At 70.3% G+C, this 22,688-nt stretch carries 21 protein-coding genes and 1 tRNA gene; 7 read left to right on the forward strand and 15 right to left on the reverse strand.

Going from position 1 to position 22,688, the window contains the following annotated elements; all coding sequences use genetic code 11:
- Positions 1-39 precede the first annotated feature (39 nt).
- Positions 40-1,428, reverse strand: coding sequence for a cystathionine beta-synthase (locus tag KBY47_RS10210; protein WP_210920695.1), 1,389 nt, complete (start codon positions 1,426-1,428; stop codon positions 40-42).
- A 150-nt stretch (positions 1,429-1,578) separates the two neighbouring features.
- Here KBY47_RS10210 and KBY47_RS10215 point away from each other — a divergent pair, with 150 nt between their 5' ends.
- The 4 genes from KBY47_RS10215 to KBY47_RS10230 all read left to right on the forward strand — a co-directional run bounded on the left by KBY47_RS10215 (position 1,579) and on the right by KBY47_RS10230 (position 6,249).
- A complete protein-coding gene (locus tag KBY47_RS10215) occupies positions 1,579-2,613 on the forward strand; it encodes an SGNH/GDSL hydrolase family protein (RefSeq protein WP_210920696.1) in 1,035 nt (344 codons plus the stop codon).
- A gap of 131 nt (positions 2,614-2,744) precedes the next feature.
- The gene (locus tag KBY47_RS10220) at positions 2,745-3,899 is read left to right on the forward strand and encodes an acyltransferase family protein (protein WP_247694485.1); all 1,155 of its coding nucleotides are present in this window, start codon (positions 2,745-2,747) and stop codon (positions 3,897-3,899) included.
- Between the two features lie 41 nt (positions 3,900-3,940).
- Entirely contained in the window at positions 3,941-5,161 is a 1,221-nt protein-coding gene (locus KBY47_RS10225) for an acetyl-CoA C-acetyltransferase (RefSeq protein WP_210920698.1), read from the forward strand.
- Positions 5,162-5,457: 296 nt separating this feature from the next.
- The gene (locus tag KBY47_RS10230; protein ID WP_210920699.1) at positions 5,458-6,249 is read left to right on the forward strand and encodes a hypothetical protein; all 792 of its coding nucleotides are present in this window, start codon (positions 5,458-5,460) and stop codon (positions 6,247-6,249) included.
- A 37-nt stretch (positions 6,250-6,286) separates the two neighbouring features.
- On the opposite strand, the gene KBY47_RS10235 is transcribed toward KBY47_RS10230, so the two are convergent.
- Positions 6,287-6,598, reverse strand: a complete 312-nt coding sequence (locus KBY47_RS10235; protein WP_210920700.1) for a hypothetical protein — start codon at positions 6,596-6,598, stop codon at positions 6,287-6,289.
- 102 nt (positions 6,599-6,700) lie between these two features.
- On the opposite strand from KBY47_RS10235, the gene KBY47_RS10240 reads away from it, so the two are divergent.
- On the forward strand, positions 6,701-6,931 hold the full coding sequence (locus KBY47_RS10240; protein WP_210920701.1) for a DUF4287 domain-containing protein: 231 nt from the start codon (positions 6,701-6,703) through the stop codon (positions 6,929-6,931).
- 80 nt (positions 6,932-7,011) lie between these two features.
- Here KBY47_RS10240 and KBY47_RS10245 read toward each other — a convergent pair whose 3' ends face one another.
- From KBY47_RS10245 to KBY47_RS10255, 3 genes are all read right to left on the reverse strand, one after another.
- A complete protein-coding gene (locus KBY47_RS10245) occupies positions 7,012-7,908 on the reverse strand; it encodes a Bax inhibitor-1/YccA family protein (protein ID WP_210920702.1) in 897 nt (298 codons plus the stop codon).
- A 193-nt stretch (positions 7,909-8,101) separates the two neighbouring features.
- Positions 8,102-9,277 carry a 4-hydroxybenzoate 3-monooxygenase gene (locus tag KBY47_RS10250; protein WP_210920703.1) on the reverse strand — a complete coding sequence of 392 codons (1,176 nt, stop codon included), beginning with the start codon at positions 9,275-9,277 and terminating at the stop codon, positions 8,102-8,104.
- A 377-nt stretch (positions 9,278-9,654) separates the two neighbouring features.
- A tRNA-Leu gene (locus tag KBY47_RS10255) sits at positions 9,655-9,738 on the reverse strand.
- A 403-nt stretch (positions 9,739-10,141) separates the two neighbouring features.
- On the opposite strand from KBY47_RS10255, the gene KBY47_RS10260 reads away from it, so the two are divergent.
- Entirely contained in the window at positions 10,142-10,912 is a 771-nt protein-coding gene (locus tag KBY47_RS10260; RefSeq protein WP_210920704.1) for an ABC transporter ATP-binding protein, read from the forward strand.
- Between the two features lie 47 nt (positions 10,913-10,959).
- On the forward strand, positions 10,960-13,488 hold the full coding sequence (locus KBY47_RS10265) for an ABC transporter permease (RefSeq protein WP_210920705.1): 2,529 nt from the start codon (positions 10,960-10,962) through the stop codon (positions 13,486-13,488).
- 42 nt (positions 13,489-13,530) lie between these two features.
- Here KBY47_RS10265 and KBY47_RS10270 read toward each other — a convergent pair whose 3' ends face one another.
- The 10 genes from KBY47_RS10270 to KBY47_RS10310 form a co-directional block, all read right to left on the reverse strand.
- Entirely contained in the window at positions 13,531-14,823 is a 1,293-nt protein-coding gene (locus KBY47_RS10270) for a class I SAM-dependent methyltransferase (RefSeq protein WP_210920706.1), read from the reverse strand.
- A 135-nt stretch (positions 14,824-14,958) separates the two neighbouring features.
- On the reverse strand, positions 14,959-15,423 hold the full coding sequence (locus KBY47_RS10275) for a hypothetical protein (protein WP_210920707.1): 465 nt from the start codon (positions 15,421-15,423) through the stop codon (positions 14,959-14,961).
- Positions 15,410-15,988 carry a hypothetical protein gene (locus KBY47_RS10280; RefSeq protein WP_210920708.1) on the reverse strand — a complete coding sequence of 193 codons (579 nt, stop codon included), beginning with the start codon at positions 15,986-15,988 and terminating at the stop codon, positions 15,410-15,412. Before KBY47_RS10280 ends, KBY47_RS10275 begins: the two co-directional genes overlap by 14 nt.
- Entirely contained in the window at positions 15,985-17,145 is a 1,161-nt protein-coding gene (locus KBY47_RS36405) for a hypothetical protein (RefSeq protein WP_247694487.1), read from the reverse strand. Before KBY47_RS36405 ends, KBY47_RS10280 begins: the two co-directional genes overlap by 4 nt.
- Positions 17,088-18,134 (reverse strand): hypothetical protein, encoded by a 1,047-nt coding sequence (locus tag KBY47_RS36410; RefSeq protein WP_247694488.1) that lies wholly within the window; start codon positions 18,132-18,134, stop codon positions 17,088-17,090. Before KBY47_RS36410 ends, KBY47_RS36405 begins: the two co-directional genes overlap by 58 nt.
- Before the next feature lie 46 nt (positions 18,135-18,180).
- On the reverse strand, positions 18,181-18,558 hold the full coding sequence (locus tag KBY47_RS10290; protein ID WP_210920709.1) for a hypothetical protein: 378 nt from the start codon (positions 18,556-18,558) through the stop codon (positions 18,181-18,183).
- Positions 18,559-18,734: 176 nt separating this feature from the next.
- Positions 18,735-20,126 carry an NAD(P)/FAD-dependent oxidoreductase gene (locus tag KBY47_RS10295; protein ID WP_210920710.1) on the reverse strand — a complete coding sequence of 464 codons (1,392 nt, stop codon included), beginning with the start codon at positions 20,124-20,126 and terminating at the stop codon, positions 18,735-18,737.
- Between the two features lie 443 nt (positions 20,127-20,569).
- The gene (locus tag KBY47_RS10300; protein WP_210920711.1) at positions 20,570-21,511 is read right to left on the reverse strand and encodes a Ppx/GppA phosphatase family protein; all 942 of its coding nucleotides are present in this window, start codon (positions 21,509-21,511) and stop codon (positions 20,570-20,572) included.
- Positions 21,508-22,044, reverse strand: coding sequence for a DUF501 domain-containing protein (locus KBY47_RS10305; protein WP_210920712.1), 537 nt, complete (start codon positions 22,042-22,044; stop codon positions 21,508-21,510). Before KBY47_RS10305 ends, KBY47_RS10300 begins: the two co-directional genes overlap by 4 nt.
- Positions 22,045-22,072: 28 nt before the next feature.
- Complete coding sequence (locus KBY47_RS10310; RefSeq protein ID WP_210920713.1) at positions 22,073-22,549, reverse strand: septum formation initiator family protein; 477 nt, start codon at positions 22,547-22,549, stop codon at positions 22,073-22,075.
- Positions 22,550-22,688 lie beyond the last annotated feature (139 nt).

Genomic DNA, 22,688 nt, shown 5'->3' on the forward strand with positions numbered 1-22,688 from the left:
GTCGGGCGCCCGAACGCCCCGTCCACCGTACGTTCGCCGTCACTTCCCCGTCTTGGCGAGGAAGGACAGCAGGTCCTGACGGCTGATCACCCCGGTGGGCTTGCCCTCGACGAGGACGATCGCGGCGTCCGCCGTGCCGAGCACCGACATCAGGTCCGCGACCGGTTCGCCGGAGCCGACCTGGGGCAGCGGCGCCGACATGTGCTTCTCCAGCGGGTCCTCGAGGGAGGCCCGCTTGGTGAACAGCGCGTCGAGGAGTTCACGTTCCACGATCGACCCGACGACCTCGGCGGCCATCACGTCGGGGTGCCCGGCGCCCGGCTTGACGACGGGCATCTGCGAGACGCCGTACTCGCGCAGCACCTCGATGGCCTGGCCGACCGTCTCCTCGGGGTGCATGTGCACCAGGGACGGCAGCACGCCGCCCTGCTTGTCGTCGAGGACGTCGGCGACCCGGGCGCTGGGACCGGCGTCCTCCAGGAAGCCGTAGTCGGCCATCCACTCGTCGTTGAAGATCTTGCTGAGGTAGCCGCGTCCGCTGTCCGGCAGCAGGACGACGACCACGTCGTCCTCGCCGAGCCGCTCGGCGACCTTCAGCGCGGCGACGACGGCCATCCCGCAGGAGCCGCCGACCAGCAGGCCCTCCTCCTTGGCGAGGCGGCGGGTCATCTGGAAGGAGTCCTTGTCGGAGACGGCGACGATCTCGTCCGCGACGGTGCGGTCGTAGGCGGTCGGCCAGAAGTCCTCACCGACACCCTCGACGAGGTACGGCCGCCCGGAGCCGCCGGAGTACACGGAGCCCTCGGGGTCGGCGCCGACGACCTGGACGCGCCCGTCGCTGACCTCCTTCAGATAGCGGCCGGTACCGGAGATGGTGCCGCCGGTGCCGACGCCCGCCACGAAGTGGGTGATCTTCCCCTCGGTCTGCTCCCACAGCTCGGGGCCGGTGGAGTGGTAGTGGGAGAGCGGGTTGTGGGGGTTGGAGTACTGGTCGGGCTTCCAGGCGCCGGGGGTCTCGCGGACCAGCCGGTCGGAGACGTTGTAGTAGGAGTCGGGGTGCTCGGGCGCCACCGCGGTCGGGCAGACGACGACCTCGGCGCCGTACGCGCGCAGGACGTTGATCTTGTCGGTGGACACCTTGTCGGGGCACACGAAGACGCACTTGTACCCCTTCTGCTGGGCCACGATGGCCAGCCCGACGCCGGTGTTCCCGCTGGTCGGCTCGACGATCGTGCCGCCCGGCTTCAGCTCGCCGCTCTGCTCGGCCGCCTCGATCATGCGCAGGGCGATGCGGTCCTTCACCGAGCCGCCCGGGTTGAAGTACTCCACCTTGGCCAGGACGGTAGCCCGGATCCCCTGGGTGACGTGGTTGAGCCGCACCAGCGGGGTGTTGCCGACGAGGCTGATCATCGAGTCGTGGAACTGCACCGTTGTCTCCGGTCGCTGCAAAAGAAGTGGTGGTGATTGGTTCCGCCAGCCTACGGGTCAAGGGGCCCGTTCACTCGCTGTTGAGATTGACGCACCGTCGGTACGGGGCAAGCAGTTGATGTAGGGCTATGCGGGAGGTGGCGGCGACCCATGACGAGGATGTCGAGGGCCAGGGTGGCCCGGCGCATCGCGGCCGGTGCGGCCTACGGCGGTGGCGGCGTCGGTCTGGCCGGCGCCGCGGTCGTCGGCCTGGTGCTGGCGGAGGTGCGGCTGGCCAAGCGGCAGGTGGGCAACGGCGCGCTGCCGCACGTGCCGAACGCGGACGGGCTGTACGGCCATCCCTACACCACCTCCGGCGAACCGCCGCTGCTGCTGACCCTGCTCGGCGACTCCACCGCCGCCGGTCAGGGCGTCCACCGGGCCGGTCAGACGCCGGGCGCCCTGCTGGCGTCGGGACTCGCGGCGGTCGCGGAACGGCCGGTCCGGCTCCGCAACGTCGCGCTGCCCGGCGCCCAGTCGGACGACCTGGAACGGCAGGTGGGCCTGGTCCTGGCGGACCAGGCCCGGGTACCCGACATCTGCGTGATCATGATCGGCGCCAACGACGTCACCCACCGGATGCCCCCGACCCGCTCGGTGCGCTGTCTGTCCACGGCGGTCCGACGGCTGCGCACCGCCGGCGCGGAGGTGGTCGTCGGCACCTGCCCCGACCTGGGCACCATCGAGCCGGTGCAGCAGCCGCTGCGCTGGCTGGCGCGGCGGGCCTCCCGGCAGCTGGCGGCGGCGCAGACGATCGGCACGGTCGAGCAGGGCGGGCGCACGGTGTCGCTGGGCGACCTGCTGGGCCCCGAGTTCGCGGCCAACCCGCGTGAGCTGTTCGGCCCCGACAACTACCACCCGTCCGCCGAGGGCTACGCCACCGCCGCGATGGCGGTGCTGCCCACGGTCTGCGCCGCCCTCGGCCTGTGGCCCGCCGAGGAGGAGCGCCCCGACGCCACCCGCCGCGAGGGCTTCCTCCCGGTCGCCCGCGCCGCCGCCGAGGCCGCCTCGGAGGCAGGCACCGAGGTCGCCGCCGCCCTCCCCACCGGCCCCCGCGGCCCCTGGGCCCTCCTCAAACGCCGACGCCGCCGCCGGGTACCGGAGGCGGATCTGGACACGGTGGACACGGGCTCGACAGGTACCTGAGGACGATCCTCCTCCCGCCGTACACGAAGCGTTCACCTCATGAGTCACATGGGATAACCAAGGGCTCTTCTCCACTGGCGAGGGTGGGCGGCTCTGCCTCTGTCATGCAGCCGTCAGGAGTCCCTCCCGCGATGGAAAAGTCGCCTCCCAGACCCACCGACCGCCCGGCGCGCACCAGCCCTGCCCGTGATCCCTGGTGGGACAACACACGGTTCGTCTCGGCCACGCTCATCGTGGTGCTGCACACCATCGGCAGCATCATGAGCCGCCATGAACCGCTGGCCGCCTACCAGGTGGGGACATGGGCCTTCCGCGTCCCCGCCTTCGTCGTACTGGCCGGCGTGTTCAGCGGCGCGGGCCCGCTCGGCCCCCGCCAGCTGCGCAACCTGCTGCGCAGCATCGTGCTGCCCGCGTTGATCTTCAGCCTGCTGTTCTCGCTGGAGTCGTACGCGCTCGGTGCCCCCTTCAAGCTGCACGTCGTCCAGCTGCCGTGGACGCTGTGGTTCCTGATGGCCCTGTTCTTCTGGCGGCTGCTGCTCCCGCTGGTGGTCCAGTTGCGCCACCCGCTGCTGATCACCACCGCCGTCTCGCTCGGGGTCGGCTACATCGACGGCTTCGGGCTCACCTTCTCGGCCAGCCGCGTCCTGGTCTACCTGCCGCTGTTCTACTTCGGCTGGCGGCTGGGCCAGGGCATGCTGCGGGACTGGCTCGAGGCCCGGTGGAGCCTGCCGGTCGCGGTGACGGGCCTGGTCGCCTCCTGCGCCGTGGGCTGGTGGTGGCACGAGGACATCCAGGGCACCTGGCTGTCCATGCGGCACGCCTACCGCGCCGACACCCCGCTCGGCATGGAGGGCGCCTGGCTGATCCGGCTCGCCGTGCTGGCCTCGGCGGCGGTGCTCACCCTGTGCCTGCTGCGGGTGATGCCGAGGCGGCGGCTGCCGTGGATCTCCACGCTCGGCTCCGGCGGCTTCACCATCTACCTGCTGCATCCGCTGGTCATCCTGCCGCTGCGGGAGAAGGGCCTGATCGCCCGCGCCGACACCTACGCCGAACTCGGCGCCCTGCTGGTGGGCGCGGTGGTGCTGGCGGCGGTGCTCGGTTCGCCGTGGGTGCGGCGGCTGGTGCGCCCGCTGACCCGGCCGCCGGTCGACCGTTTCCTCTTCGCCCCGCAGCCCGCCACGCCGGACGGTGTGGGAAAGCCCACCGCCGACGAACTAAGCAAGCGCTTGGAAAAGAGGCCCGTGTCACATCACAATGACAGTGACCGGGAGCTTACCTACGGGTAATTTCCACCGTGCGCCCTACACCGTCGTCGTCTGGAGCCGTGATGCCCGAAGCCGTGATCGTCTCTGCCGCCCGCTCCCCCATCGGCCGCGCCTTCAAGGGCTCCCTCAAGGACCTGCGCCCCGACGACCTGACCGCCACGATCATCCAGGCGGCCCTCGCCAAGGTCCCCGGGCTCGACCCGAAGGACATCGACGACCTGATGCTCGGCTGCGGTCTGCCCGGTGGCGAGCAGGGCCACAACCTGGGCCGGATCGTCGCCGTGCAGATGGGCATGGACCACCTGCCGGGCTGCACCATCACCCGGTACTGCTCCTCGTCCCTCCAGACCTCCCGGATGGCGCTGCACGCCATCAAGGCGGGCGAGGGCGACGTCTTCATCTCCGCCGGTGTCGAGATGGTGTCCCGCAGCGTCAAGGGCACCAGCGACGGCATGCCCGACACCCACAACCCGCTCTTCGCCGACGCCGAGGCCCGCACCGCCGCCGTCGCCCAGTCCGAGGGCTCCGACTGGCACGACCCGCGCGAGGACGGCCTGCTGCCCGACCCGTACATCGCGATGGGCCAGACCGCCGAGAACCTGGCCCGCCTCAAGGGCGTCACCCGCCAGGACATGGACGAGTTCGGCGTCCGCTCCCAGAACCTCGCCGAGGAAGCCATCAAGAACGGCTTCTGGGAGCGCGAGATCACCCCGGTCACGCTGCCCGACGGCACCGTCGTCAGCAAGGACGACGGCCCCCGCGCCGGGGTCACCCTGGAGGGCGTCGCGGGCCTCAAGCCCGTCTTCCGCCCCGACGGCCTGGTCACCGCGGGCAACTGCTGCCCCCTGAACGACGGCGCCGCCGCCCTGGTGATCATGTCGGACACCAAGGCGCGCGAGCTGGGCCTGACCCCGCTCGCCCGCATCGTCTCCACCGGCGTCTCCGGCCTCTCCCCCGAGATCATGGGCTACGGCCCGGTCGAGGCCTCCCGGCAGGCGCTGGCCCGCGCCGGTCTCACCATCGACGACATCGACCTGGTCGAGATCAACGAGGCGTTCGCCGCGCAGGTCATCCCCTCCTACCGCGACCTCGGCATCCCGCTGGAGAAGCTGAACGTCAACGGCGGCGCGATCGCCGTCGGCCACCCCTTCGGCATGACCGGCGCCCGGATCACCGGCACACTGATCAACTCCCTCCAGTGGCACGACAAGCAGTTCGGCCTGGAGACCATGTGCGTCGGCGGCGGCCAGGGCATGGCGATGGTCATCGAGCGCCTCAGCTGAACAACGCCCCCGTGACGGAGGGAAGAACACCTCCGTAACCACGGTGAAACGTTGCGTCACGCAGCGGCCCGGAGTCCGGGACACCCCTGGACGCCGGGCCGCTTTGTGATGCAATCTCCCCCAGGATGTGACCTATCTCCCTCAGCGCGGAAACCACGCAGGTCAGCCCAGCCAATGGGATAACAGCAGCCCCAGGAACCTGTCCGATTCGTGACGTTACGCACTGACAGCTGGTTAGTTCACCTATCAAGCTGATGTAGGAAGTCGGGGGTCGACTTTGAACCGGGAGTACGTCAGTGAGCGCCATGCAGATCGCCTTGCTGGTCACCACGGCCGCCACCGGCGCCGTGGGCGTCGCCGTCCTGCGCACCCTGTTGCAGCTGCGGCGACAGTTCACGGCCCTGCACGCCGAGCTGGTTGAGCACCGCGCCGCCACCCGCGCCACGGTGCCCGCGGCCCGTGAGGCCACCGACACCGACGAGATACGCGCCGCCGTCGCCGAGGCCCTGGCCGAGGAACGCGAACGCGAACTCGCCGAGGCCCGCGCCTTCTGGGCCGCCCAGGAGGCCCGGGACGCCTCGGACACGCCGACCCTGCTGGGCGGCCTGCCCGACGGCGAACTGTTCCTGCCCCGCCAGGCCGACTTCGCGGGCCTGGAGTCCCTGGAGCCGGTCACCGAGCCCGGCCCCGAGCCGGACGACTTCTCCGGGGACTCCCCCGAGCTGGCCGCGGCCCGCCGCCGCCACCCCTCGCACCCCGACTTCGTGCCGGACCCGTCACCGGGCGTGAACGACCACGAGCGTACGGTCTCCACCCTGGAGGACCTCGCCGCCTCCCGCACCGAGCTGACCGACGTCCGTCCGGGCCCCCTCGGCACCCTCGACGTCTATGTCTTCGCCGACGGCACCACGCTCTGCATGACCCCGGGCCACCGTGAGACCGCCGAACGCCTCGCCACGGCCCTGCGCACCGGCCAGACCCCGGTCCTGCTGGGCGGCTCGGGCATCTCGGGCGCGTACACACTGACGTTCGAGTGCGGCGCCGAGAAGGTCTACATCCTGGCTGACAGGGTCATAGCGTCCCTCTGACTCCCGGGCCCACGGGCCCGAGGCCACGCCCCGTCCGTCACACCCCCGCCCGCTTCCGCGCCTCCTCAACCACCCGCACCGCCTCGGCGACTTCCTCGTCGCTCGTCAGCACCACCGCCAGATCCCTCCCGGCGACGGTGATTTGGTCGGCCGCGGCGAACATCCCCGCATCCGGCATCACCCGGGGCTCCGCCCCCGGCGATTCGAGGACCTGCGACCACCGGGCCAACTCCCTGGCCAGCGCCAGCGCCTCGGCAGCGGCCCCGCGCTGCAACCGGCTCTGCGGCGCGGCCCGCAGACGATCGGCGAAGTGGTCCACCGCTTGGATCAGAGACGTCGTATCCACCACGGCGCGAGCCTACGCACCCCACCCGGACTGTTGCCAACGGGCGAACGCTCAGGCACGGTGACCTGAAGGACCGGCTTACATCCCATGCGTCCGGAGGCGCCGATGTCCCAAGTCTTCTCCGAGGAGACCCATCGCAACCTGCTCGCCCGCATCCCTCACTGCACCGGCCGTGAAATCTCCGACTGGCTGCGCACCGTCGAGGAAGGCCCCAGTCTCTTCCGCTTCGAGGAGAAGGTCAGCTGGCTGCGCCACGAGCACAACCTCGCGTACGGCCACGCCAAAGCGATCATTCACGAGTACGACCTGAGGAGGGCCGCGCGCAAACTGCTCTGAGCGCGCTCATCGGCACGGCGAAGGGCCCCGGGGCTGAACCCCGGGGCCCTTCGGTGTCTCGCGCGGCCTCGCCGCCGAGGTCAATCGCTGCTGTTGAGGATCGAGATGAGCCGCAGGAACTCGAGGTAGATCCACACCAGCGTCAGCGTGAGACCGAAGGCGGCGAGCCAGGCCTCCTCGCGCGGGGCGCCGTAGGCGATGCCGTCCTCGACCTGCTTGAAGTCCATGGCGAGGAAGGCGGCACCGAGCAGGATGCCGATGATGCCGAAGACGATGCCGAGGCCGCCGCTGCGGAAGCCGAGGCCGTCACCGCCGCCGAACACGGCGAACAGCAGGTTGACCGCCATCAGCAGGACGAAGCCCATCGCCGCGGCCATCACGAAGCCGTAGAACCGGCGGTTGACGCGGATCCAGCCCGCCTTGTAGGCGACCAGTACGGCCGTGAAGACCGCGAGGGTGCCGATCACCGCCTGCATGGCCGCGCCCTCGGCGATGCGGTTGTCCACCACACTGGAGACGACGCCGAGGAAGACACCCTCCAGGGCGGCGTACGCCAGGATCAGCGGGGGCGACGCCTTGCGCTTGAACGACTGCACCAGCGCCAGCACCATGCCGACGAGGGCGGCGCCGATGGCGATGCCGTACGACCGGCCGATGTTGGCGTCGTCGACCGGCAGCAGCGCCCAGGCGAGGGCGGCCGTCACGACCAGGACACCGAGGGTGGTGCCGGTGCGCATGACGACGTCGTCCATCGTCATCCGGCCGGTGGTGGCCGGGGCCTGCGGCGGGGCGCCGTGCTGAAGGTCCTGCTGTGCGTACGGGTTCTGCGCGTACGGGTTACCGGCCTGCGGCTGGGCGTACGGGTTGCCCTGCGTGCCGACAGCTGCTCCCCCGGCCTGCGGCGCGGTGTTGAAGCCCGCGTAGCCGTTGTCGCGGCTGAACCCCCGTCGCGAGAAGACCGGGTTGCTGCTCCTCATTTCACTCCTCCATGGCCGCACTGCGCGGCCTTGGCTCAAGAGTAATGGAAAGGCAAAGGATTGACCCTACTGCCTGGGGAGGATCTTTCCCTCGCCGTGCTGGTCAACACGCTACGCGTACGAGTGATTCCCGCCACTGGCGGGCCCCATTCCAGCCGTTCGAATTACCCAGTTGATACCGATTCACCCCGTTTCATTCCAGCGGGAACCCCGTGTACGCCTCGGCGAGGTCGGTCGCGGCGGCGCGGGAGTCGGTGACGCGTTCCAGCCGGGCGAGCTGGAGCCGGTCCTCGAAGGGGGTGGCGTCGGGGGCCCGGTGCAGCAGGGTCGTCATGTCGTAGGAGAACCGTTCGGCCTGCCAGACGCGGCGCAGACAGGTCTCCGAGTAGGCGTCGAGGAGGTCCGCCGACCCGGTCTCGGTCAGCCGGGTGAGCGCCCGCGCGAAGGTGACGACGTCCCCCACCGCGAGGTTCAGCCCTTTGGCCCCGGTGGGCGGCACGATGTGGGCGGCGTCCCCGGCGAGGAAGAGCCGGCCGTACCGCATGGGCTCCTGAACGAAGGACCGCATGGGGGTGACCGACTTCTGGGTGATGGGCCCGCGCTCCAGCCGCCATCCGTCGCCGGTCTCGAAGCGGCGCTCCAGCTCCGCCCAGATCGCGTCGTCGTCCCAGGAGTCGGCGTCGGTCCCCTCCGGCACCTGGAGGTAGAGCCGGGAGACGGAGGTGGACCGCATGGACAGCAGGGCGAAGCCGCGGTCGTGGCGGGCGTAGACCAGTTCGTCGTGGGAGGGCGGTACGTCGGCGAGGACGCCGAGCCAGCCGAAGGGGTACGTCCGCTCGTACACGCGTACCAGCTCGGCGGGGACCGCCCTGCGGGCCACACCCCAGGAGCCGTCGCAGCCGACGACGTAGTCGCACTCCAGTACGTCCTCGCGCCCCTGGTACCGGAACCGTACGCGCGGGCGGTCGGTGGCGGCCCCCTCCACGGCCAGCGCCTCCGCGCCGAACAGCAGCGGGCCGCCCTCCTTCAGCTGGAGGGCGATGAGGTCCTTGCAGACCTCGGTCTGGGCGTAGACCATCACGGACCTGCCGCCGGTGAGCGCGGGGAAGTCGACGCGATACCGCCGCCGGTCGAACCGCAGCTCGATACCGTCGTGCCGCAGCCCCTCCCGGTCCATCCGCGTCCCGGCCCCGGCCGCGCGCAGCACGTCCACCGTCCCCTGCTCCAGGATCCCGGCCCGCTGCCGCTGTTCGACGTACTGCCGCTCCCGGCCCTCCAGGACGACCGAGTCGATCCCGGCGTTGTGCAGCAGCCGCGCGAGCAGCAGTCCGGCCGGACCGGCTCCGATGATGCCGACGGTGGTACGCATCGGTCGTCCCCTTTGACGTGGTCGGGTTTGACATGACGGCGTGTTCGCACAGTGAATTTTTATTCACTTACTCTCCGGCCTGAGTCTCCGATCCGGGCCGCCCGCTGTCAACGGGTCGGCGCCCGGCACTCCGGAAGGCAGTGGAAAAGCGGGGCGCCCGGTCGGCTGTGCGGCTCCGGGGCCGCTGGATCCGGACAGGGCGGGCCGGGCGTCGTACCGTCAGACGGTGAAAGCAGTCAGGAATCGGCCAGTTGACGACCCGTCGGAACGCCTCGGCGGCCCGGTCCGGGCGTCGCGCGCGCGGCCACCGGGTACTCACACACAGTGACGGCACCCTACCGACCACGAGGGTAGGTCGAGTGCCGTAGACGTGGAGGTGCCCGGAGCCGGACTTGAACCGGCACGCCCGCGAAGGGGCAGCGAGGTTTAAGCTCGCCGTGTCTGCATTCCACCATCCGGGCAGGCCGTGAGCTCCGCATCGAGCGCCCCGAGCCTATCGGGACGCATCCCCCGAACAGCGGACGGGCGGAGCGATGTTGTCTTATTTTATTGACGTCTGAGGGTGCATCAGCACACGGAACGAGCCATCCGCACTTGCCAACAGCCTTACGCGCGCCGACCTCCCGCGTATGCGGAATGACGGAATTTCACCGCCTGGACCAGGGTGCTCCACCCGTTCTTGACACCGCGCCCCACCGGGCCGCCCTCAGGGGCCCCCGTCATCCCCAGGTATGACACGGCGGCCCCCGGTCCGACCCGAGTCTGCCCCCGGAACCCGAACAGGGGCTGACTACACGGCACCGTCCGGTCGGGACGATGGGAGGGCCCCTTGAACGCCGCCCTCCCGACAGGAGTGTCCCTGCCGTGACCACCGCATCCCTCGCCCAGCCGACCACCACCGTGGCCGCCCGCGCCACGGACCTGTCGAAGATCTACGGGCAGGGCGAGACCCAGGTGATCGCCCTCGACCGGGTCTCCGTCGACTTCCGGCAGGCCGAGTTCACCGCGATCATGGGCCCCTCCGGCTCCGGGAAGTCCACGCTGATGCACTGCGTGGCCGGGCTCGACACCTTCTCCTCCGGCTCCGTGCGCATCGGCGACACCGAACTGGGCTCCCTGAAGGACAGGCAGCTCACCCGGCTGCGCCGGGACAAGATCGGGTTCATCTTCCAGGCGTTCAACCTGCTGCCGACGCTCACCGCGCTCGAGAACATCACCCTCCCGATGGACATCGCGGGCCGCAAGCCGGACCAGGGGTGGCTGGACACCGTGATCGGCATGGTCGGCCTGTCCGACCGGCTGCGCCACCGGCCCGCCCAGCTCTCCGGCGGCCAGCAGCAGCGTGTCGCCGTGGCCCGCGCCCTCGCCTCCAAGCCCGACATCGTCTTCGGCGACGAGCCGACCGGCAACCTCGACTCCCGCTCCGGCGCCGAGGTACTGGGCTTCCTGCGCAACTCCGTGCGGGAGCTGGGGCAGACGGTGGTGATGGTCACCCACGACCCGGTGGCGGCGGCGTACGCGGACCGCGTGGTGTTCCTCGCGGACGGACGGATCGTCGACGAGGTGTACCGGCCCACCGCCGAGGCCGTGCTCGACCGCATGAAGCAATTCGACGCAAAGGGCCGCACCAGCTGAGCCGCCGTCCCCCCAGCCACCCCTCCCCTCTGGACTGAGATCACCCCATGTTCCGTACCGCCTTGCGCAACGTCCTCGCGCACAAGGCCCGGCTCCTGATGACCGTCCTCGCCGTGATGCTCGGCGTGGCCTTCGTCTCGGGGACCCTGGTCTTCACCAACACCATCTCCGACGCCCTCCAGAACAGCTCCGCCAAGGGCTTCGACCACGTCGACGTCGCCGTCGAAGCGGAGTACCGGGACGCCAGCGGCGACCGCGTCGGCAAGCGCCACGAGCTGACGCAAGACCTGGTCGACGACAGCGCCGCGGTGCCGGGCGCGGCCTCCGCCATCGGGGTGGTCCGCGGGTTCACCGCCGTCGCCGACAAGGACGGCAAGCTGATCGGCGACGGGTTCCAGTCGCAGGGCGGCAACTACTGGGGGACCAAGGACCCGCGGTACCCGCTCGTCGAGGGGCGCGCGCCGAGCGGCGAGGGCGAGGTGCTCATCGACTCCGAGACCGCGAAGCGCACCGGGTACGGCGTCGGCGACACCGTACGGCTGTCCGTCGACGGCCCGGTCCTGGCGCCGGAGGTCACCGGCGTCTTCACCACCGACGACGGCAACGTGGCGGCGGGCGGCAGCCTCGCCCTGTTCGACACGGCGACCGCCCAGAAGCTGTTCGGCAAGCCCGGCGTCTACGACGAGATCGACGTCAAGGCCGCCGAGGGCACCAGCCAGACCGCGCTGAAGGCCGCGCTGGACAAGGCGCTGCCCGGGGACGTGGTGGAGACGACGACCGGTGCCGAACTCGCCGACGAGCAGGCGGAGATCATCGCGTCGTCGATGAGCGGGCTGAAGCAGGGCCTGCTGGTCTTCGCGGGCATCGCGCTCTTCGTCGGCACCTTCATCATCGCCAACACCTTCACCATGCTGGTCGCCCAGCGCACCAAGGAACTGGCGCTGCTGCGGGCCGTGGGCGCCTCCCGCCGCCAGGTCACCCGGTCGGTGCTGATCGAGGCGTTCGTGGTGGGCACGGTCGCCGCGGTGACCGGGCTGGTCGCGGGCATCGGCATCGGCGCCGGACTGCGGTCCCTCATCGGCTCGCTGGGCGCGACGGTGCCGGACGGACCGCTGGTGGTCTCCCCGGGCACGATCGGCACCGCCCTCGCGGTCGGTGTCCTGGTGACCATGCTCGCGGCGTGGCTGCCGGGCCGCCGCGCGGCGAAGATCCCGCCGGTCGCCGCGATGAGCAGCGTGCACGCGCAGGCCACCACCCGGTCGCTGGTGCTGCGCAACACCCTCGGCGCGCTGTTCTCCGCCGCCGGCGTCGCCGTCGTCCTCGCCGCGACGAGGATGGACGGCTCGGACGGCCAGGCCCCCATGGGCCTCGGCGCGGTGCTGCTGATCATCGGTGTCTTCATCCTCACCCCGCTGCTGTCCCGGCCGCTGATCGCGGCGGCCTCCCCGGTGATGCGGATCTTCGGGGTGTCGGGGAAGCTGGCCCGGCAGAACTCGGTGCGCAATCCGCGCCGTACCGCCGCCACCGCCTCCGCGCTGATGATCGGCCTGACCCTGATCACCGGCATGACGGTGATGGCGGGCAGCCTCCAGCAGGCCATCGACAAGATGGCGTCGGCGTCGATCCGCGCCGACTACGTGGTCTCCATGGCCAACGGCAACCAGCTCTCCCCCGACGTCGCCGAGAAGCTCGACGCCGCCGACGGGGTCACCGCGACCAGTCCGCTGCGCAACGCCGCCTCCCGGATCGACGGCGAGACCGAGTACCTGACCGGCGTCACCGGTGCCACCATCGGCGAGCTGACCGACCTGCCGGTGGCCGACGGCGCCTTCGAGGTGGGCGGCGGGCGGGTCGTGGTCGACGACGACACCGCCGAGCGGCACGGGTGGCGGGCCGGTTCGACGTTCACCGTCTCCTACGAGGACGGCGCGAAGGACCGGCTGACGGTCGCCGGGGTCTACCAGGCCAACGAGATGATGCGCGGCATCATGGTCGACAACGTCGTCCTCACCCCGCACCTGTCCGACCCGGTCGACATGCAGGTCATGGTGAGGACCGAGGACGGCGCCTCGGCCGCGGCGAAGGACCGGCTGGAGGAGGCCCTCGGCGACAACCCGGCGATCAGGGTCCAGGACAAGGAGGACATCTCCAACGACATCGCGCAGATGTTCACCCTGATGCTGAACCTGCTCTACGGCCTGCTGGCCATGGCGGTGATCGTCGCGGTCCTCGGTGTCATCAACACCCTCGCGATGTCGGTGTTCGAGCGTTCGCAGGAGATCGGCATGCTCCGCGCGATCGGCCTGGAGCGGGGCGGCGTCAAGCGCATGGTCCGGCTGGAGTCGCTGGTGATCTCCCTGTTCGGCGGGGTGCTCGGCATCGGCCTCGGGGTGTTCTTCGGCTGGGCGGCCGGTGAGCTGCTCGGGACGCGCATGGCGACGTACGAACTGGTCCTGCCCTGGGCCCGGATGGGCGTCTTCCTCCTGCTGGCCGCCGCGGTCGGCGTCCTCGCGGCGTTGTGGCCCGCGCGGCGGGCGGCACGGCTGAACATGCTGGCGGCGATCAAGTCGGAGTGAGGCGATGGGCCCGACCCCCCTCGGGACTCGGGCCCATCCCGTTCAGTTCCAGGTGCGGGCCCGCAGCGGCATGCCGGAGGCGCCGCTGTCGTCGGGGGTGCGGACGGCGAGGACCTGGTTCACGCCGATCCGGTTGTGCTCGAAGGCGAGGGCGGAGGCGGCCATGTACAGCCGCCAGACGCGGGCGCGGCCGGGCCCGGCCAGGCGCATGGCGCGCGGCCAGTCGGCCTCCAGGTTGGTGACCCACTGGCGCAGGGTCAGGGCGTAGTGCTCGCGGATCGACTCCACGTCCCGCACCTCGAAACCGGCGCGCTCCAGCTGGGTGACGGTCGTGCCGAGCGGGGCGAGTTCGCCGTCGGGGAATACGTAGGAGTCGATGAACTCGTCCAGGTGGTACACCGACTCGTCGCGCTGCGGGCGGCGGGCGATCTGGTGGTTGAGGAGCCGGCCGCCGGGCCTGAGGAGATCGTGCAGGGTCTCGGCGTACGCCAGGTAGCGTTCGGCGCCGACGTGTTCGGCCATGCCGATGGAGGAGATCGCGTCGTAGGGCCCGTCGCGTACGTCCCGGTAGTCCTGCACCCGGATCTCGATACGGTCCGTCAGTCCTTCTCCGGCGATGCGTTTACGGGCGTACGCCGCCTGCTCCTGGGAGAGGGTGATGCCGACGACGCTGACGCCGTGCTCGCGGGCGGCGTGCACGGCCATCGAGCCCCAGCCGCAGCCGACGTCGAGGAGCCGCTGACCGGACCGCAGCCCGAGCTTGCGACAGACAAGCTCGAGCTTGTCGCGCTGTGCGTCCTCCAGGCTGCCGTCCGGGGACTCCCAGTAGGCGCAGGAGTACACCATGGACGGACCGAGGACGATCTCGTAGAAGTCGTTGCCGACGTCGTAGTGATGGCTGATGGCGCGTCTGTCGGTGCGGCGGGTGTGCAGATGGCCGCGGCGGCGGACCTCCTCGCGGGGCGGGGCGGGCGGCAGCGCGGGACCGGCCAGCCTGACCAGCCCGCGTACGGCAGCCCGCACCTCCGGCTCCCGCAGCGCCTGCGCGAGCGTCCGGGCGTCGTCCTCCCGCTCCCAGATCAGCCCCGACAACAGATCGAGGGTGGTGTAGAGATCCCCCTCGATGTCGAGGTCCCCCGCCACCCAGGCCCGCGCCAGGCCCAGTTCGCCCGGCTTCCACAGCAGGCGGCGCAGGGCCCGCCGGTTGCGTACGACGAGCAGCGGTGCCGTGGGCGGGCCCGCCTGCGAACCGTCCCAGGCGCGGATACGAACCGGCAGCGGTACTCCCAGCACCTGTTCCAGCAGCCCCTTCAGCCGCGAAGCCGCGTCGGCCATGGCGCACACCTCCGTGACGACGATCCCGGAATGTCCAACACCCACGTAAACACCCCGCCGACCACTGAGCAGTCCCCCACGCCCGTCACATCTGTGCAAAATACGGCGTACGGCGCCGTGAGCACCGGACCCGGGTCACCCCGCGGCGCACCACGCCTTCTCCAACCCGGGCAGGTAGGCCCGCAGAAACGCGCCGATGTCCCGGCGCCGACCGCTCGGGTCCTCGGGCACCAGGTCCGGGTCCCCGACGTTGAACTCCACCACCAGCGCCTGGTACGGGCGCCCGCTGACCGCGTCAGACCGCGGCTGGCCCTCCTTGGGCTCACACCTCAGCCAGGCGATGGCGCCGTTCTCCCCCACACCCGCGCTCTTCACCCTGCCGCCGAGCGTGACCTCCTCCAGGTTCCGGTAGTCGTCCATGGCGTACTTCAGATCGGCATAAGCCGTCTGCCGCGACACCTCCATGGCCAGCGCGACCTTCTTGTCCACGCGGACATTGCAGTAGTCATGCGCCCCTGGCCGGACATCACTGTGGTCGATGTCCTCCGTCAGGGACTCACCCGCCGGCAGCAGGGGAGCGAGGACCTCATGCCCCGGCACACCAGGTCTTCTCCACGCCGGGCAGGTACGCCCGCACGAAGTCCTCGATGTGCTGACGCTGCTGGTCGGGGTTCTTGATCTCGGCGCCCTTGTTCCCGACCCTCAGTTCCATCACCAGAGACTCGTACGCGCCGCCGGTCGGCCTCGTCTGCGGCTGCGCGCTCTTCGGCTTGCAGTCGAGCCAGACGATGGCGCCGTCTTCTCCGACCCCGGCACTCAGCACGCTGCCGCTGAAAGAGGCTCGCTTCAGGTTGCTGTAGTCGTCGGATGCCAGCATCGCATCCACTCCGTCACCGATGTCACGGTCAAAACTGACGGTCAGGGCATAGCCCTTCCCCACCTTCAGGGCACAGAAGTCCTCCACACCCTCATCCTGAGAATACGGTCGCTTCTCCGCCAGGGAATCGCCTTCCGGGAGAAGAGGCTCGACGGCCGACTCGGCGACAGGGACATCGCAGACTTCGGCAGGGACGGCATAGTTCCGCTCCTGCTCACCACGAGAGCACCCCAGCCCGAAAAGCAGGACACTGAATGCGGCAACGGAACCGATGAGCTTGTTCTTCATGACCCCGCACCTGCCAGACGCCGGGCCGTCGCGTTGCCGTTGTTCGCGGCGTTGTCAATGGTTTCGACTGTCATCCACTTTTCTTCATCGGAAACCACACTGGGATTCTCTGTCATCCAATGCTCGGCCAGCATTTCGAGGCGCCCTTCTCTGCCAATCCCGGTCGCCAGGTTCGCGCGCGCTTGATTACTGTCAATGCGAGCAATCTCTTCCTCCAGCCACTTGGCGGTGACTACATCCACACCTCGCTGCGCGGCATCCCCGACGTGGGGAATGAAATTAACCACGCCGCCCCAGGTGTGGTAATCCCACTTCGCATCCCAGGTGGCCTTGCTCTTGGCGTCGTCGACATCTACCTGAAGGCCCTGATAACGGGCCTCCTCCAGGAATCCAATGGTGCGGCCTGCCCTGATGAGGGGCTCTTCACCGCCTTCGGCACCTGTATTGATGTCATACACGATCTCCCGGTTCAGGCTGTCGTGCAGTGTTCCGTACGCGTTCTGGTCGCGGGAGATCTGCTTGGCCACCTCGAGGACGTGCTGGCGGTTGAGGGAGGTTTCGCTGTCGTTGTGGGCGCTGGTGGCCTCGTGTACGGCGTCTCCGTGGTTGCCCATCACGAGGGCCATGGGCTCACGGAGCTGCGGTGGGAAGTCGTTGCCCTCCGCCGCGAGGTGGTCAAGGGACGTCTCGAAGATGCGGTCGTTGGCCGGCGAGTGGGGGACGAACCCGCCGCTGGAGTTCGCCGGGTCGATTCCCGTCGCGCCCGCGATCAGCGCCGCCCCAAGACCCGACCTGCTGCCCGCGTCCTCGATGTCGTACTGCCGCAGTACGTCGTCGGCGGCCCGGTCCGGGTCCATCGGGTTGCGCATGGCCGGATGCCCGTCGACCACGTTCCAGTCCCGCTCCCGCAGCAGGTACTCCAGCCGGTCGCCGGAACCCACCGCGGGGTCGAGGAAGCCCTCCGCCGCGCCGGGGTCGTGGCTCATCACCCCCAGGAGCCCGTCCAGGGGATCGTTGGCGAGCCAGTCGTCCCGTGCCCGCACGAACCCCTTGGGCAGGTCCCAGATGTCGTCGCCCCGGTCGGCGCGCTCGGCGGCGATCAGGTCGTCGCCGAGGTCGTGCAGGAACCGGTCCGAGTAACCGCCGCCGTGCTGCATGAGGGTGACGAAGGACTGGTACCCCGTGACTTCCTCCCCTGCCACTCGTACCGCCGGGCGCCCGCTTCCCGCAGCCCTTCCCGACACTCCCGGTAGAAGGCGGAGTCCGGGTCCCGCGTCGCCGTGGCGACGGCGGTGGCGAAGCCCTTCTCGACGGCCAGGTACCGCTGCCGGTTCCCCTCGTCCGAGTCGTAGGCGAGGTCGTTCAGCTGGTTGGTGAGCCGGATCGTGCCCTCGGGACCCACGTGGTCGAGCACCGTCCTGCTGAACACCTCGTCACCGGAGTTGTCCCGCATGAGGCGTTCCCACTCGGCCAGTTCGGTGCCGTCGAGCTTTTCGCCGCCGAGGATCCGGTCCGTGTACTTCTCGGCTTCCCGCGCCTCGTACACCTCGACGTCCCCGACGGCGGACCCGTTGAAGGTGTGGTCCCGGCCCAGCGGATCCCGGAGCCGGTCGAACCAGCTCCGCACACCCGCGGCCTGGTGCAGGGCGAGCTTCACGCCCTGGTCCGCGTCGTCGACGGCCCGTACCGCGTCCTTGATCTGCTTCGTCCAGGCGGCCTCGGCGATCTTCACCTGTGCCTCGTACTTCTGGAAGTCGGGATCGTGCCGCATCGCCTGGACGCTGTCCGCGTCGTAGACCGCCACGCCTTGGCTGGTCACGGTGAACTTCTCCGCCTTCGCCTGCTCCACGAGGCTGCGGACCCGGCCGATCAGTTCCGCGAACTGCTGGTGGGCGTCGCGCAGGAGGGAGGCGATGGCGCGGGCTTCCGTCTGGGCGTCCTTGAGCTGTCCGCGGGTGGCCGAGAGCTGCTCGTCGGCCGCGGTGGCGCTCACCCCGACCCATCTGCCCTTCCTGGCGACCGACAGCACCTGTGCGGCGTAGAGGGTCTCCAGGTCCTCGAAGCCCTTCGCCATGTCGTCCCAGTGCGTGGCCGCCGTGGTCAGCACGCCGATCCTGACCGTGACCACGTCCTGATAAGTGAGCATTCCCCGTTACCCCCGTCCCCCGGACTCCGTCACCGCCGCCCCGCCGCTAGACGTCCCGTCGCGGCTCGGTGCCCGCGTCGATCTGTGCCAGGCCGCTGCCCACGCCGTGGTCGACCTGCCGGAACTCCCGCTTGTTCGCCCGCAGTGCCGCCTTGTCGGCGGCCAGGCGCGCCTTGAGGTTCCTGACCTGCAACTCCCACTCCTGGTGAGCGTCCTTCAGGCCGGCGCCGGTGTCCCAGCCCGTGAACTCCCGTACGGCGACGTTCGACGACTCCTCGGCGCGGTTCCCGGCGCGGTCGGCGCCCGGCTGGATGTCCTCCTCCAGCGCCCTGACCGCCATGCTCTTGCCCGTGGGATCGGTCCTCAGGTCGGGCTGCCGGGTCGCGGCGCCGGCCTTCAGCTGTTCCCACTCGTCCCAGGACATGACAGATCTTCCCCCTTCTGCTCCAGCTTCCCCTTCAGGGCACCGGTGCCCATCGTGTCACCCCTGACAGCATCGCCCCCGGCCAAGCGCTTCGAACGAGCCAGCGGAGGCGGATGCCGAAGGGCCGCCCGCACCACGGATGGCGGGCGGCCCTTCAGGGTTTCGGTGCGGGTGGGTCAGGAGGCCTTGGCCTTCTGGTGCTCCGGCTTGGGGGTGGCCTCGGCGGGGGCCGGGGCCGGCTTCGCAGCCTCGTAGAACTCCTCGCGCGGGGACTCCAGCGCGCCGAGGGCGACGACCTCGCGCTTGAGGAACATGCCGAGGGTCCAGTCGGCGAAGACGCGGATCTTGCGGTTCCAGGTCGGCATGGCCAGACCGTGGTAGCCACGGTGCATGTACCAGGCGAGGCGACCCTTGAGCTTGATCCTCATCTTGCCCATGACGATCATCGCGACGCCCTTGTGGAGGCCGAGACCGGCCACCGCGCCCTTGTTGGCGTGCGCGTAGTCCTTCTGCGGGAAGCCCCGCATACCGGAGATCACGTTGTCGCCGAGGACCTTCGCCTGGCGCAGCGCGTGCTGGGCGTTGGGCGGGCACCAGGCGTTGGGGTTGCCCGCCTTGCGGCCGACGAGGTCCGGGACCTGGGCGTTGTCGCCCGCGGCCCAGATGTAGTCGGTGCCGGTGACCTGGAGCGTCGGCTGGCAGTCGACGTGGCCGCGGGGGCCGAGGGGGAGGCCGAAGCGGGACAGGACCGGGTTGGGCTTGACGCCCGCCGTCCACACGATCGTGTTGGAGTCGACCTCGAGTCCGTTCTTCAGGCGGACGTGGCCGTCGACGCAGGAGTCCATGGAGGTGGAGAGGTAGATCTCCACGCCCCGGCTCTCCAGGTGCTCCTTGCCGTAGGCGCCCAGCTTGGGGCCGACCTCGGGGAGGATCTTGTCGGCGGCGTCGACGAGGATGAAGCGCATGTCCTCGCGGGAGACGTTGTTGTAGTACTTGGCCGCGTCCCGGGCCAGGTCCTCGACCTCACCGATGGTCTCCGCGCCCGCGAAGCCGCCGCCGATGAACACGAAGGTGAGCGCCTTGCGGCGGATCTCCTCGTCGGTGGTGGAGTCGGCCTTGTCGAGCTGCTCGAGGACGTGGTTGCGCAGGCCGATGGCCTCCTCGATGCCCTTCATGCCGATGCCCTGCTCGGCGAGGCCGGGGATCGGGAAGGTGCGGGAGACGGCGCCCATCGCGATGACCAGGTAGTCGAACGGCAGCTCGTACGCCTCGCCGACCAGCGGCGCGATCGTGGCGACCTTGCGGTCCTGGTCGATGGTGGTGACCCGGCCGGTGAGGACCTCCGCCTTCGGCAGCACGCGTCGCAGCGGGACGACGACGTGCCGGGGGGAGATGTTGCCGGCGGCGGTTTCGGGGAGGAAGGGCTGGTAGGTCATGTACGACCGGGGGTCGACGACCGTGACGGTCGCCTCGCCGTAGCGCATCTTCTTCAGGATGCGCCGAGCTGCGTACAGGCCTACGTACCCACCGCCTACTACGAGGATCCTGGGACGCTCCGTGGTGCTCATGGCATCGAGTATCCACCCGCCCCAGGGGGGTACCTCGTGCGCCCCTTCACAAGGTTCTACCGGCCCTCTGCTACACTGCGCCGCCCGCGTGACCCAGGTCATGGGGGCGGACAGGAACCACGGTGCGGTTTCGGGCGTTGTCAATGCCGCGTGAGCTGCCGCGCAGGGTTCCGGAGGGGTCCGTACCAGTCGGTGGACGGATCTTGACAGGGTCGCCGTACACCCTCACCCCGAACCCCACAAGGGGCCGTTCGGGGCACCGAAACGGCCCCCTGCGGCCTTGCTGTCGCCCCCCGGGGCCCAATTCCTTGTGAAGAACTTCACGAACTTTTCCGACGCCATGTCACCGAAGGGCCGGTTCCACCTCGGAACCGGCCCTTCCGGCGCGCTCAAAAGCCATCCGCCCTGCTCAACCGAGGGGCGTAGACGGCATCACGAGGGCCTCAGGCGATCGACCACGCGATGCCGTCGAGGATGTCGTGCTCGCTCACCACGACCTCCTCCGCACCGATCCGCTCCATGATCGTCAGCAGCACCAGCGCGCCCGCCGCGATCACGTCCACCCGGCCGGGATGCATCGACGGTACGGCGGCCCGCTCGGCGTGCGTCGAGCGCAACAGCCAGTCCGTGATCTCCCGGACCCGCGCCCGCGAGACCCGCGAGTGGTGAATGGCCACCGAGTCGTACTCGGGCAGCTCCTGCGCGATCGCCGACACCGTCGTCACCGACCCGGCGAGACCGACCAGCGTGTGCGCCTCCCGCAGCGGCACCTGCTCCTCGGCGAGGTCCAGCGCCGCCACGATGTCGGCCCGCATCGCCGCGATCTGCTCCTCGCCCGGCGGGTCCGACACCACCCCGTCGCGCACCAGGTGCCGTTCGGTCATGCGCACACAGCCGACGTCGACCGAGCGCGCCGCGCGCACCTGGTCCTCGCCGACGACGAACTCCGTGGAGCCGCCGCCGATGTCCACCACCAGGAACGGCGGCGTGAGGTCCGTACGCCCCGCCAGCTCCCGGGTCGCGCCGGTGAACGAGAACTCCGCCTCCTGGTCACCGCTGATCACCTCGGGCTCGACCCCCAGGATGTCCAGCACCCCGCGCACGAACTCGTCCCGGTTCTCCGCGTCCCGGGAGGCGGAGGTGGCGACGAACCGGAGCCGCTGCGCGCCGTGCTCCTTGATGACCGCCGCGTACTCGCGGCAGGCCGCGAACGTCCGCTCCAGCGCCTCCGGCGCCAGCCTGCCCGTCCGGTCGACGCCCTGGCCGAGGCGCACGATCGTCATACGGCGGTCCAGCTCGGTCAGTTCACCGGTCGCCGGGTCGCAGTCGGCGACCAGCAGCCGGATGGAGTTCGTACCGCAGTCGATGGCGGCGACGCGGGTCACTGGCCGCCCTCCTCGTCGGTCACGGGGGTCACACAGGCGCCCTTGCGCCACCACTCGGGCAGCATGGCCAGCGCCTCGTCGCCCAGCGGGTTCACGCCCGGCCCGGCGGCCAGCGAGTGGGCCACCAGGACGTGCAGGCACTTCACCCGGTCCGGCATGCCGCCCGCACTCGGGAAGCCCGTCAGCTCCTCGATCTCGTCCCGGCGCCGGATGTAGTCCTCGTGCGCGGCACGGTAGGCGGCGGCCAGCTCCGGGTCGCTCGCCAGCCGCGCCGTCATCTCCTTCATCACGCCGTCGGCCTCCAGGGTGCCGATGGCCGACGCCGCCTTCGGGCAGGTCAGGTAGTACAGCGTCGGGAACGGCGTGCCGTCGGGCAGCCGCGGCGCCGTCTCCACCACGTCCGGCTGTCCGCACGGGCAGCGGTGGGCGATCGCGCGCAGTCCGCGCGGCGGACGCCCGAGCTGCTGCTTGAAGGCCGCCACGTCCGCGTCGGTGGGCTCGGTGCGCGGGGTGGGCGGCGGGGGCGTATCCATACGAATCTCTACGAGTCTCTCTCAGGTGTCACTGGTCGGCGGCGTCGGCCTTGTCGACCCCGTCCCAGACGTTGGAGTACCAGGGGCGGTCGGCGGTGCCCTGCTCGGCACGGGCCCGCTCGGCCGCGTCCGGGTCGATCACGACGTACCCGGTCTCCCCGGGCATCACATAGTGCAGCCGCTGCCGGATCTGCTGCTCGGCGTACGCGTCGTCCTGCCACCGGGCCTTCAGGTCGCGCAACTGCTCGACCCGCTCCCTGGCCTGCTGCTTCTGCCGCGCCAGGTCGGCGATCTCGGCGCGCTGGGCGACGTACTGCCTTATCGGGTAGGCGAGCGCGACGACCAGCGAGCAGACGACGAGGGCGAGCAGCGCGGCGCGGCCGGTGAGCCGGGAGCGGCGGGCCTGGCGCCGGGTCTGCGAGCGGTAGACACGGGCCGCCGTCTGCTCGCCGAGCAGCTTGAGTCTGGTGGTGGTGGAGAACCGGTCCCGGTCCTTCACGGCCATGCCCCGCCTCCCGTCTCGTCCCGCCGCACACGCGCGTACGTCCCCGCACACGGTACGGGACCGGGTACGGGGACGTACGTACGACGCTTCCTACGCGCGCGTGTGTGCGCTCAGCCCTCGAAGCGGTTCAGCCCTTAAA

The organism is Streptomyces sp. B93 (genome assembly GCF_018070565.1).
Taxonomy (GTDB): Bacteria; Actinomycetota; Actinomycetes; order Streptomycetales; family Streptomycetaceae; genus Streptomyces.

What these genes read in the sequence shown, in the direction of transcription:
- KBY47_RS10215 (WP_210920696.1), top strand. Translation starts at nt 1,579, where the DNA reads ATGACGAGGATGTCGAGGGCCAGGGTGGCCCGGCGCATCGCGGCCGGT.
- KBY47_RS10220 (WP_247694485.1), top strand. Translation starts at nt 2,745, where the DNA reads ATGGAAAAGTCGCCTCCCAGACCCACCGACCGCCCGGCGCGCACCAGC.
- KBY47_RS10225 (WP_210920698.1), top strand. Translation starts at nt 3,941, where the DNA reads ATGCCCGAAGCCGTGATCGTCTCTGCCGCCCGCTCCCCCATCGGCCGC.
- KBY47_RS10240 (WP_210920701.1), top strand. Translation starts at nt 6,701, where the DNA reads ATGTCCCAAGTCTTCTCCGAGGAGACCCATCGCAACCTGCTCGCCCGC.
- KBY47_RS10245 (WP_210920702.1), bottom strand. Translation starts at nt 7,908, where the DNA reads ATGAGGAGCAGCAACCCGGTCTTCTCGCGACGGGGGTTCAGCCGCGAC.
- KBY47_RS10250 (WP_210920703.1), bottom strand. Translation starts at nt 9,277, where the DNA reads ATGCGTACCACCGTCGGCATCATCGGAGCCGGTCCGGCCGGACTGCTG.
- KBY47_RS10265 (WP_210920705.1), top strand. Translation starts at nt 10,960, where the DNA reads ATGTTCCGTACCGCCTTGCGCAACGTCCTCGCGCACAAGGCCCGGCTC.
- KBY47_RS10270 (WP_210920706.1), bottom strand. Translation starts at nt 14,823, where the DNA reads ATGGCCGACGCGGCTTCGCGGCTGAAGGGGCTGCTGGAACAGGTGCTG.
- KBY47_RS10280 (WP_210920708.1), bottom strand. Translation starts at nt 15,988, where the DNA reads ATGAAGAACAAGCTCATCGGTTCCGTTGCCGCATTCAGTGTCCTGCTT.
- KBY47_RS36405 (WP_247694487.1), bottom strand. Translation starts at nt 17,145, where the DNA reads ATGCAGCACGGCGGCGGTTACTCGGACCGGTTCCTGCACGACCTCGGC.
- KBY47_RS36410 (WP_247694488.1), bottom strand. Translation starts at nt 18,134, where the DNA reads ATGCTCACTTATCAGGACGTGGTCACGGTCAGGATCGGCGTGCTGACC.
- KBY47_RS10290 (WP_210920709.1), bottom strand. Translation starts at nt 18,558, where the DNA reads ATGTCCTGGGACGAGTGGGAACAGCTGAAGGCCGGCGCCGCGACCCGG.
- KBY47_RS10295 (WP_210920710.1), bottom strand. Translation starts at nt 20,126, where the DNA reads ATGAGCACCACGGAGCGTCCCAGGATCCTCGTAGTAGGCGGTGGGTAC.
- KBY47_RS10305 (WP_210920712.1), bottom strand. Translation starts at nt 22,044, where the DNA reads ATGGATACGCCCCCGCCGCCCACCCCGCGCACCGAGCCCACCGACGCG.
- KBY47_RS10310 (WP_210920713.1), bottom strand. Translation starts at nt 22,549, where the DNA reads ATGGCCGTGAAGGACCGGGACCGGTTCTCCACCACCACCAGACTCAAG.